We start from the raw sequence: 13,989 nt of genomic DNA on the forward strand, positions 1-13,989 counted from the left end.
AGCCTGTGATCTCGGATCAATTGTCGGCGCTGGCTTGCGATGCCTTGGCGCTGGCCGCCTGCTCGGCGGTGGCGGGTTCCGTGCTGCCGCGCTGGGCAGGCACGAGAAGCCTGGTGTTCTGGACGCCGTATTTCCAGGGATCGACCATCTGCATGACGGTGTTGGCGGCCTGGGCCTCCCCGGCGCCGCTGGTCACGCCTTCGCTGCGCACATAGTCGTCACTCGTGCAGCCGGCGGTGAAGCCGGCAAGCAGCAAGGCGACGCTCGAGCTCAAGACCATCCGCATGGCTTCAGTCCTTCGGCAGGTCGAGGAAATGCCCGACTTTGGTGGCGGGAGCGGCACGCGCGGCGCTGCCGTCAGCCAGCGCCAGCGCGCGATTGGTGTCCGACGCCCTCACCTCCTCGGTGTTGTTGAGGAAATAGTCGACATTGCTGGCAGGCTGCGTGCCATCGGTCGGCTCGGCCATTTTCTTCGACGGATCCACCGGCTTGACAAGGTAAGGCGTGACGATGATCACCAGGTCCGTCTCGCGCCGCTGGTAGGATTTCGACGAGAACAGGGCCCCGAGCACCGGCATCTTGCCGAGGCCCGGTATGCGCGAGGTGGTGATGTCGTTCTGCGACTGCAGCAGCCCCGCGATCATGAAGCTCTGGCCGTTCTTCAGGTCGACCGACGTCCTGGCGCGGCGCACGATGAAGCCGGGCACCGAGATGCTGCCGATATTGTAGGAAGCCGACGCGTCGATCGAGGAGACTTCCGGCGCGATGTCGAGGCTGACCAGCCCGTCCTTCAGAACGGTGGGCGTGAAATCCAGGCTGACGCCGTACTTCTTGTAGCTGACGGAAATCTTGCCGTTGTCTTCGGAAACCGGGATCGGAAACTCGCCGCCGGCCAGGAAGCTCGCCGTCTCGCCGGACCGGGCGATCAGGTTCGGCTCGGCCAGCCGACGAGCCAGGCCGCGCTCTTCCAGTGCCTTGATGGCGATGTCGATGGAAACGCCGTTCGACAGCAGCTTGCCGATGATCTCGCCGGTCCCCGCCGGCTCAATGGTGCCGGGAGCAATCGTAACGTCGCGTCCGCCCATGCCATAAGCGAAATTGGCACTGTATTTGGCGCCGAGATCCTGCCCCGCCTGGCGGTTGATCTCAACGAAGCGAACATTGAGCTGGACCTGCTGCGAGGACGAGATGTTGACCGAATTGATCACCTCCTCATTGCCGGAGAAGCGGGTGGCGATCTTGTTTGCCTTTTCGGCGGCGACCGCGTCATCCGCCTCGCCCGACAGCACGACGCGGCCATTGGCGGAGCCGACCTTGATCTTGGCGTCCGGCACGCTGGCGCGGATCGTGTCGGCCAACTGGTCGGTATCGAGCGTCACTTCGATGTCGACGGTGCCGACGAGCTGCTTGTTCTCGTCGAACAGGGCAATGCCAGTGGTGCCGAGATTGTTGCCCAGCACATAGAAGGATTTGTCGGTCAGCGGGTTGACGTTGGCGATCTCCGGATCGCCGATGACGATCTGGTAGAAGGCCGCGCTCGTCATGATCGTCTTTGGCTTGCCCTTGGCGACCTTGATCGAGGCGTTCTTGGTCGCCGAGACATAGACGATGTCGTTGTCCGCCCTGGCCGGGCCGGCGAAGATGCCGGCCGCCGCCATCGTCACCGCCATCGCCATCGCCTGCGCGACGTGCAACCGGCCTGTCATTCGATATTGAAGTTGCCTGAACATTGTTCCCGTCCCGTCCGGTCCCCACCGGTCCTGCTCTGGTTCCACTCAGGAACCTGATATTCCTATTTCTGGTCCCGCGCAGGAACCTGATATTCCTCGGCCGTCGTTCCACGCGTCACGATGACCGTCTTGAATTTCGGCTTCTCAGGCTCCTTTGCCATGGCGTCGAACAGCGAGCCGGCTGCGGCCTGCGCCTTGCCCGCCACCGATCCGCCAAAGGAGGAGATGGTGGTCACACCGTCCTTGCCCTCGCCGCCCTCGCTGGCGGAGCGAAGCGACAGCGACAGCGTGCCGACAGTGCGGGCCAGCGCCACTTTCTGCGCGCCTTCGGTGGTCACCTCGATGGTTATGGAATTGGCCACCTGCGGGGTTGTTTGGCGCTCGTCGGCGCCCTGCCCGACGCTCAGCACCTTCGCGTCGGCAACGACGATCTCGGAGGTGATGGTCGAGCCGGCGGCGCCTTGCGCATTCTTGGCCACTTCCTGGATTTCACCGGCATCGCGCGTCAGCACGACATCGACCCGGTCGCCCGGCGTGACGAAGCCGCCGACGCCCGCGATCTCGTCGGTGCGGATCGTGACGGCCCGCATGCCGGTCGTCAGCATGTTGGAGAGCGTGGCGCGGCCATTCGGGCCGGACAGCTTGGTAAGCAGCACCGGTTCATTAACTTCGATCGGCGACAGCACCACGCGGCTGCCGTCCCCGAGCAGTCCATCGATGGTGGCGAAGGCGCCCTGCGGCAGCGAATCCTGCGGCCAGGGGATTTCGTTGAGTTTCGCGCGGTCGAGATCCATGCCGTACCGCAACGGTGCATTCGCCACCACGATTGTCTTGAATTCAACCCTGGGTGCGGCCGGAGCGGTGATCGATGCGGTTTTCTCCTCGGCGTCGGCCCTGGCCTGGCGCTTGACCCAGAAATCCGCGGCAAAGATCGAGATCGCGCCGAAAACGGCGGCGATGCCGATCATCGTTATGGCCTTGCCCCTCACGCCCAAACCCCTGATGCCCGTCGTTTCTTGTTATGTTGGCTCACGCTAGGCGGCATTGTTAAAGAATCAGGAATCTTCTCGCTGGCTATCCGCCTGATTTCCGCCGGCTTGGTTATCGAATGGTTTTAGGATAAGAGGGGGTTAATCCCCGAACGTAACAGGAACCTCCGTCGCTTGGCGCTGAAAAGCGTGGCAGTATCGGCGGGTGATTCGCAGCTTGGGCTCTATGGCAGGCATGGACGACAACAACGATCTTTTCGGCAATCTGGAGAAGCAGCCGCAACCGGTTCGCACACCGGCGCGTCCGGCCGATCCGCTGGTGCAGGCGGCAGCCAAGCGTCCGGCGGCGGCGTCTCGTGACGGCTCAGAGGGCTACAGCGCCGCCGATATCGAGGTACTCGAAGGCCTGGAGCCGGTGCGGCGCCGTCCGGGCATGTATATTGGCGGCACCGACGACAAGGCCATGCACCATCTGTTCGCCGAGGTTATCGACAACTCGATGGACGAGGCGGTTGCCGGCCATGCCACATTCATCGATGTCGAGCTTTCGGCTGACGGCTTTCTCACCGTCACCGACAATGGCCGCGGCATTCCCGTCGATCCGCATCCGAAGTTCAAGAAGCCGGCGCTCGAAGTGATCATGACGACACTGCATTCGGGCGGCAAGTTCGATAGCAAGGTCTATGAAACCTCGGGCGGCCTGCACGGCGTCGGCGTCTCCGTGGTCAACGCACTGTCGGATCATCTCGAAGTCGAAGTCGCGCGCGGACGGCAACTTTACCGGCAGCGCTTCTCGCGCGGCATTCCGGTCAGCGGCCTCGAGCATCTTGGCGAAGTTCACAACCGGCGCGGCACCAGGACCCGTTTCCACCCCGACGAGCAGATCTTCGGCAAGGGCGCCGCGTTCGAACCGGCGCGGCTCTACCGCATGACGCGCTCGAAAGCCTATCTGTTCGGCGGCGTCGAAATCCGCTGGACCTGCGATCCCTCCCTGATCAAGGAAAAGGACACCACTCCGGCCAAGGCCGAATTCCATTTTCCCGGCGGCCTCAAGGACTATCTGAAAGCGTCGCTTGGCGACGAATTCCAGGTGACGCGCGAAATCTTCGCCGGCAAGAGCGACAGGCAAGGCGGCCATGGCTCGCTGGAATGGGCAGTGACCTGGTTCGGCGGCGACGGCTTCATCAACTCCTACTGCAACACCATCCCGACCGGCGAAGGTGGCACCCACGAGGCCGGCTTCCGCAACGTCTTGACGCGCGGCCTGCGCGCCTATGCCGACCTCGTCGGCAACAAGCGCGCCTCGATCGTCACGTCGGAGGATGTCATGATCTCGGCGGCGGGCATGCTGTCGGTGTTCATCCGCGAGCCTGAATTCGTCGGCCAGACCAAGGACAGGCTGGCGACGATCGAGGCGATCCGCATCGTCGAGACGGCGATTCGCGACCCTTTCGACCATTGGCTGGCCGACAATCCGCAGGAAGCCTCGAAGCTGCTCGAATGGGTTATCGCACGCGCCGACGAGCGGGTACGACGCCGCCAGGAAAAGGAAGTGTCGCGCAAGAGTGCGGTGCGCAAGCTGCGCCTGCCGGGCAAGCTTGCCGATTGCACGCAGAATGCGGCCGCCGGCGCCGAACTCTTCATCGTCGAAGGCGATTCGGCCGGCGGCTCTGCCAAGCAGGCGCGCGACCGCGCCAGCCAGGCGGTGCTGCCGCTGCGCGGCAAGATTCTCAACGTCGCCAGCGCCGGCAACGACAAGCTGGCCGCCAACCAGCAGATTTCCGATCTGATCCAGGCGCTTGGTTGCGGCACGCGGTCGAAATACCGCGACGAGGATCTTCGCTACGACCGCGTCATCATCATGACCGACGCCGACGTCGACGGCGCTCACATCGCCTCGCTGCTGATCACCTTCTTCTACCAGGAGATGCCGAACCTGGTTCGCGGCGGACATCTCTATCTGGCGGTGCCGCCGCTCTACTCGATCCGGCAGGGCGGCAAGGTCGCTTATGCGCGTGACGACGCGCACAAGGACGAATTGCTGCGCACCGAGTTCACCGGGCGCGGCAAGGTCGAGATCGGTCGCTTCAAGGGCCTGGGCGAAATGATGGCCGCGCAGCTCAAGGAGACCACAATGGACCCGAGGAAGCGTACGCTGCTCCGGGTCGATGTGATCGATGCCGAGGCCGCCACCAAGGACGCGATCGATGCGCTGATGGGCACCAAGCCGGAGGCTCGTTTCCGGTTCATCCAGGAACGCGCCGAATTCGCGGAAACGGAAGTGCTGGATATCTGAGCGCAGGCCGGTCGATCAAGGCTTGCGGAGACGCGCGTGTGAGCTGGCAACGGCTGAAAGACTATTTCGAAGCGGCTCTTGCCGGGTTGACACAGCCGACCCGGTCGGACTGGATCTTCGCCTTGCGCACGGTCTCGGCCGGCCTGATCGCGCTTATGGCCGCCTACGCCCTCAAGCTCGATCACCCGCAATGGGCGATGATGACGGTGTTCATCGTTGCCCAGCCGGTCGCCGGCATGGTGTTGGCGAAAGGCTTTTATCGGTTGCTCGGCACGCTGGCGGGCGGTGCTGCCGCAATTGCCATCACCACTGTCTTCGGCACGAATCCCTGGGTGCTGGTGACGGTGCTTGCCCTATGGATCGGCATTTGCACCTTCGTGTCGTCGCTGCTGCGCAACCCGGAAGCTTACGGAGCGGCGCTGGCCGGCTACACCGCGATGATCATCGGCTTGCCGGCGTTTGGCCAGCCGCATCTCGTCGTCGACCTCGCGGTCGCGCGCTGTGCCGAGATCGTACTCGGCATTGTCTGCGCCGGCCTGACCAGTCGGCTGATCCTGCCCAAATTGGCCAGCGAGGCCATCATCTCGCGGCTGAAGCGCAGCATTCTCGACCTTGCCACCTATGCCGGCGGCGCCTTTTCCGGTGGCGACACGGCAATGCTTTCCGGCCTGCACCGGAAGCTGGTCGCTGACACCCAGACGCTCGCCGAGATGCGCGCCTATGCCAGGCTGGAGGCCCCGAGCTTCGCGCCGCGCGCCCATCCGGTCCGGCGCACCATCGGACAACTGCTTTCAGCCCTGTCCGCGGCCCGCGCGCTGCATTCACACGCCGCACCGAAGAACGCGGCGCTCATTCCGGTGCGCTCGGAGCTGCAAGCCCTCGTCACTGAAATGGCGGCGACGCCGGGCGCGCTCGACGACACGGCGCCCTGGCTGGCACGGCTCGACGCGATCGGCGCCAAAGCGACGCAAATGCCCGAGGCCTTGGCTGACCAGGACGACGACAGGGTCGGCACCGTCACCCGGCTCACCATCGCCGCCGATTTTGCCGAAGCGCTGAAACAGGCGCTGCGCGGCCTCGATGCCTTGCGTGCGCCCGTCGCGCGGCCTTCACGCGAACGCAGGCCCCCGGCGCTGGTGGTACATCGCGATTATCACGGGGCGAGCCGCAACGCGCTTCGCGCCGCGCTTGCAACGCTGCTGGTCGCCGCTTTCTGGCTGACGACGAGATGGTCGGAAGCCGCCGGCACGGTCATTCTGGTTGCCGTCGTGTCGAGCTTGTTTGCCGCCCGCCCCGATCCGGTGCGGGTAGCCTGGGGGTTCTTCCAGGGAACGCTGTTGGCTCTGCCCTTTGCCTTTCTCGTCGGCCAGATCGCGCTTCCCGTTTTTCCTGGTTTCGGCTGGTTCATGCTGTTCGTCGTACCGATCCTGGTGCCGGCGGCGCTCGCCATGGCCAATCCCCGCTATGTCGGCGTGGCGACGGCCTTCGCCATCAATTTTCTTGCTTTCCTCAGCCCGCACCAGGCGATGACCTACGACCCGGGCCCGTTCTTCGCCGGCTCGGCCTCGATCCTGGTCGGCATCCTTTTGGCAATCGGCGTCTTCATCATCGTGCTGCCCGCCGACCCATGGCTCGCGGCGCACCGCATCGTGCGGGCCATGCGCGAGGATCTGGCGCGGCTTTGCCTGCACGAGCGCGTGCCGAGGCGTTCGGCCTTCGAGAGCCTCGCCTATGACCGCATCAACCAATTGATGCCGCTGGTGCAGACCAGCGGCAGGAAGGGTGAAGCGGTTCTGGGCGGCAGTGTCGCCGCCGTCACCGTCGGTCTGGAGATCCTGCGGCTGCGTGGCGCACAGCAGGCGCACGCCGTTCCGGCCGAGACGACGCTTTCGATCGCCAACTTCCTGCGTGGACTGGCACGCGAACTGCTCTTCCGCGCCCCGGGCGATCCGCAGACATCCACCATTGCCGTCGCCCGGCAGTATGCCGCCGGCATCGCCCAGCGAAACGCCACTGGTGAAATGCTCCAGATCGCGGCGTCACTACGGATTATCGCGGCGGCGATGGAGGATTTTCCGGATTTTTTTGCCAGGGATAAAGGCTAAGTTAAGCGGCTGCGATCGCCAGCGCATGGCCGCGCGCATTTTCACGCAACGCAGCGAGATGGATCGACTTGATCAGCGCGGCGAGATCGCCTTCCGCGGACTGTCCGCCCAATTCCTTCAGCATCAGCCAGCTGACTTCCTGCACGCCGGCGACGCGCTTGCCGTTGGCGACCTCTCGCCAGATTTTCAGCGCGCGCAAGATGACCGCGTGCGTGGCGGCAGCCAGGCCGGCACTGCGGAACAGCGCCTGCAAGGCCACGTCGTGTCCGCCGGCCAGCAGCGCCCTCACTCTTTGGGCGGACTGCTGGCTGAGCGCGACCAGCGCCGAGCCGAAGAAGTCGACCTTGCCATGCGCGATGGTGCGAATGAGGAAGCTCGCGGTGAGATCGCCGCGTAGCCTGAGATGCTCGATCAGTGCTGCATGTTCTTCCTGGCGCGTGCCCTCGATCAGCGTCACGCAGGCCTTGACGCAGGCGTCGCGCATGACGCGGTCGGCCCGGGCGGCTCCCATCAAGGCCATGACCAGCGGCGAGGTCTTGAGCATCTCACCGAGCTTGACGAGCAGCATATGCCGGCAGTCGGCAGGCAGGCGTGCATCCGATATAAGCGCCTCGCGCACCAGCGGCAGATGGCCGTGGCGCTCGGCCATGCGGCGGAAACTCAACGAAGCGATATCGGCGCCGCTGTTGGCCAAAAGCACGGCGCAGGCCTCCGCCTCGCCGATCTCTGCGATAGCCGCCGACAGCGCCATCGAGACCAATGGCCGATCGGCGATCAGTTTTTGCGTCGCCTTCGGACCTGAAGCCACGCGATTGATCAGGTCTGCGTCGGTAAGCAGTGGCGATCGCGTCAGCACGACGCCGGCGACTTCCGGCTGGTCGGAAGCAAGCGCGCTGATGATCTGGGGCGGTGCGTGATGGCTCATGGACAGCGCCTCGGCCATCGCCAGCCGTACCTTCGACGATGCGTCGTCGAGCAGCAAGGTCAGCGCCGCCTCGGCGGCGCAGCGATCCTCGAACGGCAATTCCGCGTCGACATAGGCGCGGGCGAGCGCGCTTGCCGCCGCGGCGCGCTCCGATACCCTGGCCGTGTAGATCCATTTCAGGAAATGCGAGACAACAACCATACCGCCTGCTTACGCCCCTTGCCGGAAGGTTTCCGACCCCGTGCCGGACGTTAGGCCGAATTGGTTTATGAAGCGTTCACCATGTTCGTTAACTGGCTTGCGAGCGCTGGATGCAGCGCCTATCAACCGTCCAGCAGCGGAGGAGAATGAAATGGCTGGGCTTTATCTCGAGGAGTTCGTCGTCGGCCATGTCTTCCAGCACACGCTGCGCAAGACCGTCACCGAGAGCGACAACATGATGTTCTCGGTGATGACGCTGAACCCGCAGCCGCTGCATATCGACTTCGATTTCGCCGCCAGGAGCGAATGGGGCAAGCCGCTGGTCAACTCGCTGTTCACGCTCGGCCTGATGATCGGCATTTCGGTCAACGACATCACCGTCGGTACGACTGTCGCCAATCTCGGCATGAAGGAAACGGTGTTTCCGCATCCGGTCTTCCATGGCGACACCATCCGCGTCGAGACCACTGTCGTCTCGGTGCGCGAATCCAGGTCGAAGCCCGATCGCGGCATCGTCGAGTTCGAACATCGGGCCTATAACCAGAACGGCGACCTCGTCGCCAAATGCACGAGACACGCCATGATGCTGAAGAAGATAGCCTGATGCGTTCGCTGCTGTTCGTTCCCGGCGATTCCGAGAGAAAGCTGGAGAAGGGCTTTGGCGCCGGCGCCGATGTGGTCATTGTCGACCTCGAGGATTCGGTGGCGCCCCAAAACAAGGCATCGGCGCGAATGACCGCGGCGCGCTTCATCGCCAGCCACAGGGCGAAAACAAGGTCGGCAATCTACGTCAGAGTCAACGACCTTTCGACGGGATTGACGGACGACGATCTTGCAGCGCTTATCCCGGCAAAACCCGACGGCGTCATGCTGCCCAAATCGGCTGGCGGCCAGGATGTCCAGCACCTCTCGGCAAAGCTCAGGCTGCGCGAAGCGGAGAACGGCCTGGCCGACGGCGCGACAAAAATCCTGCCGATCATTACCGAAACACCGGCGGCCGTGCTGGCGGCGGCGAGCTACGCCGGGGCAAGCGCGCGACTTGCCGGGCTGACCTGGGGCGCGGAAGACCTGTCGGCGGCGATCGGCGCGCGCACCACCCGCGACCAACATGGCCGTTACACCGAAATATTCCGCTTCGCTCGCGCCATGACCATTCTCGCCGCCGGCGCGGCGAAAGTCGCGGCGATCGACACCGTCTTCCCGAATTTCCGCGATATGGCGGCCTTCGAGGCCGAATGCAGGGAGGCCGAACGTGACGGCTTCACCGGCAAGATGGCGATCCACCCTGATCAGGTGCCGGTCATAAACGCCGCCTTCACGCCCTCGGTGGAAGCGGTGCAACAGTCGGCGGCAATTGTCGCGGCATTCCAGGCGGCGGGAAATCCCGGCGTCGTCGGCATCGACGGCAAGATGTATGACCGGCCGCATCTGCGGCTGGCCGAGCGGCTTCTGGCACGCGCCCGGGCAGCCGGAATCTCCGCCTGACCGCTACCAGACCAACGGGATCAGGCGGTAGCGGACATGGGCCGCATAGTCGTCATAGCCGCGCAGGCCGGTGCGAAGCGTTTTTTCCTCGATGAATGTGCGGATGGCCAAGAGAACGATGAACACGACGACCAGTGCCAGCCCCCACCAGGAGCCGAGCAGGAGAGCCGTGCCGGCAAAGAAGAGGATGGCGCCGGCATACATGGGATGGCGCACATAGCTATAGGGACCCGTTGTGATCACTTGCTGTCCGCGCTCCGCCTGGATCTTCACGACGGGCGCCGCGAAGCTATTCTCCAGCATCGTCAGATAGCTGATCCATAGTCCGACCAGCAGAACCAGCGCACCGATCGCCTGTACCCAGACCGGAACGACGGACCAGCCGAAGCGGTAGTCGAAACCCATGAAGGCCAGCCAGGCAAATATGCCGAGCAGGAGTATGCTCAACAGAACCTTGTCGGCCGCGGTCTGGTCCTTCTGGATGGGAGAGCTCAGCCGTTCGTTCATCAGCCCGGGATCGCGCCGGGCCAGCGTCACGCCAAGGGTCAGGCTCAGCCCGGTCATCACCGCCAGATATACCCAGGCTCCCGGCCAGGTCAGCGTACCCGCTGTCAGGAAAAGCAGCGCGCCCATGGCGCCGAACCACACGAACGTCTGGAGGATCAATCTCGAGACCATGATCAACCTTCCATGATATTTGCCGTCGGCATTTACCAGCAACAGACTACCGCCGACCCTCAGCGGACTATCGCCCATCCCGCGCCTGGACGAAACGGTCCTGGTGTGCAGAAGGTTTCGTCATGCCGCGTCATCAAGCTCAGGGCGCGTCGTGATGACGGCTCGCCCTCAGGAAAGCACAGTGACTGGGCCCCCTTGCGGGCTAATCCTTGCCCCAACGCGGCCGGCGCATCGAAAACACTTCGTTGACGCTGGCATAATCCATGTAGCCGAGGCGAGCGACATTGCCGGCCTTGCTGATATCGAACAGGCCGTCTTTCAGGTAGGCATCGTCAATATGCACGCCGATCACTTCGCCGGCCACGACGACGGCGCTGGTCGGCGTTCCGTCCAGGGCCTTTGGCCGGAACACTTCGGTCACCTTGCATTCGAGTGCGGCGGGTGCGGCCGCCACGCGCGGCGGCGCGACAAGACGCGACGGCGCCATGGCGAGATCGGCATAAACGAACTCGTTGACGCCGCGCGGCGCGTCGACCGACGTCCGGTTCATCTTCTCGGCGAGATCGCGGCCGACCAGATTGGCGACGAACTCGCCGGTCTCCTCAGCGAAGGAGGCACTGTCCTTCTCGCCCTCGGAGGAAAACCAGACGATGAAGGGCCTTGTCGAAACGGCATTGAAGAAGGAATAGGGCGCGAGGTTGATCTCGCCGGCCCCGTTAAGGGTCGAGATCCAGCCGATCGGGCGCGGCGCCACGATCGCCTTCGACGGATCATGCGGCAGTCCGTGCCCCTTTGACGGCTCGTAGAACACTTACCCCGCCCAGGGCCCGGCATAGTCCGCATAAAGCTTTGCCGGATCGGGGCGCGGCCGCTCCGGCGCCGGGCCGCCATAGGAGCCGATATGGACGAAGCCGATGACGCGCTCTTGCGGCGCCAGCCCCAGGATCGCCCTGCCTTCCGGCACGTCTGAATACCAGTTGCTGATCATGTTGGTGCCATAGCCCAGTGCGTTGGCAGCAATCATCAGGTTCATCGCCGCCATGCCGCCGGACAGGAACATCTCCCATTGCGGGATTTTTGGATTTTCCTTCGGCACCGACACCACGCCGATGACCAGCGGCGCGCGCGAGAAGCGCGCCAGCTCCTGGTTGCGGCGGCCATCCGGTAAAGGTCCCTCCCGCTGTTCGGCAAGGGCCGCCAGCTTCCTGCCGATTTCGATGCGGGCATCACCGCGATAAAGAATGAAGCGCCAGGGCTCGAGCCGGCCATGATCGGGCACGCGCGTGGCCGCGGCGATCATCGTGGCGATCTCGGCGTCGCCGGGCGCGGGCTCCTTCAAGTCCGGTATCGGCGCTGAATTGCGGGTCAGCAGGAAGTCGATGATCGGGGACGCCATGGGCGCAAGTCTCCTAAGTTCGATTTTGAGCTGAAGCGCGCCATGGGAATGCGAGGCGGCTCGGGCATCGACGCGGGCGCGCCAGGCTGGAGAGTCGTATCCGTCGGACTCTTAAGCCTTGAAATTGCCACCGCCATGGGCTTCAACGCAAGGCATGTTTGAGGGGGCTTTGCGTCTTTTCCTGATCTGGGTCTGCACCCTGCTGCTCATGGCGCCGGTTTCCGTTGCCGTGGCACAGAACGTGGATGGCGTCAGCGACCTGAAGCTTCCCGGAATTTCGAGCTACGCGACGCCGAAAGGCGAGACATCGCTGGCGCTTGGTGGCGGCGGCGCCATCACCTTGTCCGCGCAATTGACCGACAAGGGAGGCGATATCACTCGCGGTATCGTCTGGCGCGTCTTCAAGCCGGAGGCCGTCAACGGCAAATTGCCGATGGTGGCTTCCGCCCATGGGGGCACGGCGGTCTTCCAGCTCGAACCCGGCAGCTATCTGGTTCACGCTTCCTACGGCCGGGCCGGTGCCACCAAGCGCATCACTGTCGGCAAGGACGCCAAACGCGAGAGCCTCGTGCTCGATGCCGGCGGCCTGAAGCTCGACGCCGTCCTTTCCGGAGGGGCGCGCATCCCGCCAAAGAAGTTGCGCTTTTCGATCTATGAGGGCAATGCCGAACCCAATGGCGATCGCGCGCTGATCATTCCCGACGTCGAGCCCAACAGCGTCGTGCGTCTCAATGCCGGCATCTACCACGTGGTCTCGACCTATGGCGCGGTCAATGCCGTCATCCGCTCCGACATCCGCGTCGAGGCCGGCAAGCTGACCGAAGCCACCGTCGAGCATCACGCCGCCGAGATTACCTTGAAGCTGGTGCGTGAAGCGGGCGGCGAAGCGATCGCCGACACGTCGTGGTCGCTGCTCAACGAATCCGGCGATCCGATCAAGGAAACCGTCGGCGCCTTCGCCTCCATGGTGCTGGCCGAAGGCGACTACACGATCATCGCCAAGAACCGCGACCGGATCTACCAGAAGGATTTCACTGTCGTGGCCGGACAGAACCAGGAAATCGAGGTTCTCGCGACGGAAGCAGCCGCGATGGATCCGGAAGAAGGCGCGGATTAGTCAATTCCGGAAAGCCTCGAGCCGCTTTCCCTTCGGATCTCCACGAAATGGACCTACGCCGCCAGCTTGGCTCGTGCCGGCAGGAATGGAATCCGGCGGCGAGGAACCGGCGGCGCCAGATCGAAGACGCCTCTATAGAGGCGCTCGAGCAGCGCCTTGCGGTCGCGCACGGGCTCCAGTTCGTTCCAGTTCAGCACATCGCCGACACGCACGTCGATCGACTTGCCGGAAAGCCGGGCGAACTCGTGGATAAGCAGCGAAATGCGCAGCGTCAGCGATGCCTTGCCGACGAACTTCGCCACGCGCCCGTCGCGCTCGGCCATGTTCATGGGGCCGCTGACCAGATGGAACAGCCTGCCGTTCTGGCCGGAGAAATGCATCGGCACTACGGAAGCCTTGGCATCCTGCACGAGACGGGCCGGAAACATCTTCCATGGCAGATCGCGTGCCTGGCCAAAACCTTTCGGCGCGGTGGCGACGCCGCCGGCCGGAAACACCACGATGGTGACACGTTCTTTCAAGAGCCGCACAGCCTCGTGACGCACCGCCATGTTGTTCTTCAGAGCGTCCTTGGTCTCGGAAAAGTCGATCGGCAGCGAGTAGGGCTCCATCTCGCTGATCTTGAGCAGATCCTTGTGGATCATGACCCGGAACGGCCGCCCAAGCTGCTCGGCCAGCGACAGCACGGCAATCCCGTCGCCGATGCCAAAGGGATGATTGGCGACGATCACCAGCGGCGTGTCAGGCAGGGTCTGCGGCGGCCATTGGTCGGGGGTTCGCACCCGCACATCGATCAATTCGAGCATGCGGCTGAACACGCGCTCGCCGGACGGGACCACCTGGCGGCGCCAAAAATCATAAAGCGCTGCAAAACGGTCGCGTCCGGACAGGCCTTCGATGGAATGGATGACCCACCGCGTCAGCGCTGGCTGTCGGGGATTAGCATAGGAAAGCTCGGGAAACGGTTTTTCACGCAATTTCAGCTTGAGCATGAGGGCTTGTTACAAGACTGCCGTGACAGGGATGTGAAAATGGAGGGATGTGAAGACGGTGCGATATGGAAATGG

At 63.8% G+C, this 13,989-nt stretch carries 13 protein-coding genes; 5 read left to right on the plus strand and 8 right to left on the minus strand.

Annotated elements, in window-relative coordinates; genetic code table 11:
* Window positions 1-16: 16 nt before the first annotated feature.
* The 3 genes from FJ951_RS20325 to cpaB all read right to left on the minus strand — a co-directional run bounded on the left by FJ951_RS20325 (window position 17) and on the right by cpaB (window position 2,719).
* A complete protein-coding gene (locus tag FJ951_RS20325; RefSeq protein ID WP_140517033.1) occupies window positions 17-286 on the minus strand; it encodes a hypothetical protein in 270 nt (89 codons plus the stop codon).
* Window positions 287-290: 4 nt separating this feature from the next.
* Window positions 291-1,676 (minus strand): type II and III secretion system protein family protein, encoded by a 1,386-nt coding sequence (locus tag FJ951_RS20330; protein ID WP_181167416.1) that lies wholly within the window; start codon window positions 1,674-1,676, stop codon window positions 291-293.
* A 116-nt stretch (window positions 1,677-1,792) separates the two neighbouring features.
* A complete protein-coding gene (gene cpaB / locus FJ951_RS20335; protein ID WP_246671759.1) occupies window positions 1,793-2,719 on the minus strand; it encodes a Flp pilus assembly protein CpaB in 927 nt (308 codons plus the stop codon).
* 235 nt (window positions 2,720-2,954) lie between these two features.
* Between cpaB and parE the strand changes: the two genes are divergently transcribed.
* Window positions 2,955-5,015, plus strand: a complete 2,061-nt coding sequence (gene parE, locus FJ951_RS20340) for a DNA topoisomerase IV subunit B (RefSeq protein ID WP_140517037.1) — start codon at window positions 2,955-2,957, stop codon at window positions 5,013-5,015.
* A gap of 38 nt (window positions 5,016-5,053) precedes the next feature.
* The gene (locus FJ951_RS20345; RefSeq protein WP_140517039.1) at window positions 5,054-7,120 is read left to right on the plus strand and encodes an FUSC family protein; all 2,067 of its coding nucleotides are present in this window, start codon (window positions 5,054-5,056) and stop codon (window positions 7,118-7,120) included.
* Window position 7,121: 1 nt separating this feature from the next.
* On the opposite strand, the gene FJ951_RS20350 is transcribed toward FJ951_RS20345, so the two are convergent.
* A complete protein-coding gene (locus FJ951_RS20350) occupies window positions 7,122-8,246 on the minus strand; it encodes a DUF2336 domain-containing protein (RefSeq protein WP_140517041.1) in 1,125 nt (374 codons plus the stop codon).
* 151 nt (window positions 8,247-8,397) lie between these two features.
* On the opposite strand from FJ951_RS20350, the gene FJ951_RS20355 reads away from it, so the two are divergent.
* Both FJ951_RS20355 and FJ951_RS20360 read left to right on the plus strand, forming a co-directional pair.
* Entirely contained in the window at window positions 8,398-8,850 is a 453-nt protein-coding gene (locus tag FJ951_RS20355) for a MaoC family dehydratase (protein WP_140517043.1), read from the plus strand.
* Entirely contained in the window at window positions 8,850-9,731 is an 882-nt protein-coding gene (locus FJ951_RS20360) for a CoA ester lyase (protein WP_140517045.1), read from the plus strand. Before FJ951_RS20355 ends, FJ951_RS20360 begins: the two co-directional genes overlap by 1 nt.
* 3 nt (window positions 9,732-9,734) lie before the next feature.
* Here FJ951_RS20360 and FJ951_RS20365 read toward each other — a convergent pair whose 3' ends face one another.
* The 3 genes from FJ951_RS20365 to FJ951_RS20375 form a co-directional block, all read right to left on the minus strand.
* Window positions 9,735-10,409, minus strand: coding sequence for an isoprenylcysteine carboxylmethyltransferase family protein (locus FJ951_RS20365; RefSeq protein WP_140495836.1), 675 nt, complete (start codon window positions 10,407-10,409; stop codon window positions 9,735-9,737).
* A 202-nt stretch (window positions 10,410-10,611) separates the two neighbouring features.
* Window positions 10,612-11,220, minus strand: a complete 609-nt coding sequence (locus FJ951_RS20370) for a flavin reductase family protein (RefSeq protein WP_140495835.1) — start codon at window positions 11,218-11,220, stop codon at window positions 10,612-10,614.
* Window positions 11,221-11,805, minus strand: coding sequence for a nitroreductase (locus FJ951_RS20375; protein ID WP_140495834.1), 585 nt, complete (start codon window positions 11,803-11,805; stop codon window positions 11,221-11,223). It lies immediately after the preceding gene.
* Window positions 11,806-11,959: 154 nt separating this feature from the next.
* On the opposite strand from FJ951_RS20375, the gene FJ951_RS20380 reads away from it, so the two are divergent.
* Window positions 11,960-12,922 carry a hypothetical protein gene (locus tag FJ951_RS20380; RefSeq protein WP_140517047.1) on the plus strand — a complete coding sequence of 321 codons (963 nt, stop codon included), beginning with the start codon at window positions 11,960-11,962 and terminating at the stop codon, window positions 12,920-12,922.
* Between the two features lie 53 nt (window positions 12,923-12,975).
* On the opposite strand, the gene FJ951_RS20385 is transcribed toward FJ951_RS20380, so the two are convergent.
* Window positions 12,976-13,914 carry a GNAT family N-acetyltransferase gene (locus FJ951_RS20385; protein WP_140517049.1) on the minus strand — a complete coding sequence of 313 codons (939 nt, stop codon included), beginning with the start codon at window positions 13,912-13,914 and terminating at the stop codon, window positions 12,976-12,978.
* Between the last annotated feature and the right edge of the window lie 75 nt (window positions 13,915-13,989).

The sequence above is a fragment of the Mesorhizobium sp. B2-2-3 genome (assembly GCF_006442405.1).
Lineage (GTDB): Bacteria > Pseudomonadota > Alphaproteobacteria > Rhizobiales > Rhizobiaceae > Mesorhizobium.

Coding starts and splice junctions, on each gene's coding strand:
- FJ951_RS20325 (WP_140517033.1), bottom strand. CDS start 286: ATGCGGATGGTCTTGAGCTCGAGCGTCGCCTTGCTGCTTGCCGGCTTC.
- FJ951_RS20330 (WP_181167416.1), bottom strand. CDS start 1,676: ATGGCGATGGCGGTGACGATGGCGGCGGCCGGCATCTTCGCCGGCCCG.
- parE (WP_140517037.1), top strand. CDS start 2,955: ATGGACGACAACAACGATCTTTTCGGCAATCTGGAGAAGCAGCCGCAA.
- FJ951_RS20350 (WP_140517041.1), bottom strand. CDS start 8,246: ATGGTTGTTGTCTCGCATTTCCTGAAATGGATCTACACGGCCAGGGTA.
- FJ951_RS20355 (WP_140517043.1), top strand. CDS start 8,398: ATGGCTGGGCTTTATCTCGAGGAGTTCGTCGTCGGCCATGTCTTCCAG.
- FJ951_RS20360 (WP_140517045.1), top strand. CDS start 8,850: ATGCGTTCGCTGCTGTTCGTTCCCGGCGATTCCGAGAGAAAGCTGGAG.
- FJ951_RS20365 (WP_140495836.1), bottom strand. CDS start 10,409: ATGGTCTCGAGATTGATCCTCCAGACGTTCGTGTGGTTCGGCGCCATG.
- FJ951_RS20375 (WP_140495834.1), bottom strand. CDS start 11,805: ATGGCGTCCCCGATCATCGACTTCCTGCTGACCCGCAATTCAGCGCCG.
- FJ951_RS20380 (WP_140517047.1), top strand. CDS start 11,960: ATGTTTGAGGGGGCTTTGCGTCTTTTCCTGATCTGGGTCTGCACCCTG.
- FJ951_RS20385 (WP_140517049.1), bottom strand. CDS start 13,914: ATGCTCAAGCTGAAATTGCGTGAAAAACCGTTTCCCGAGCTTTCCTAT.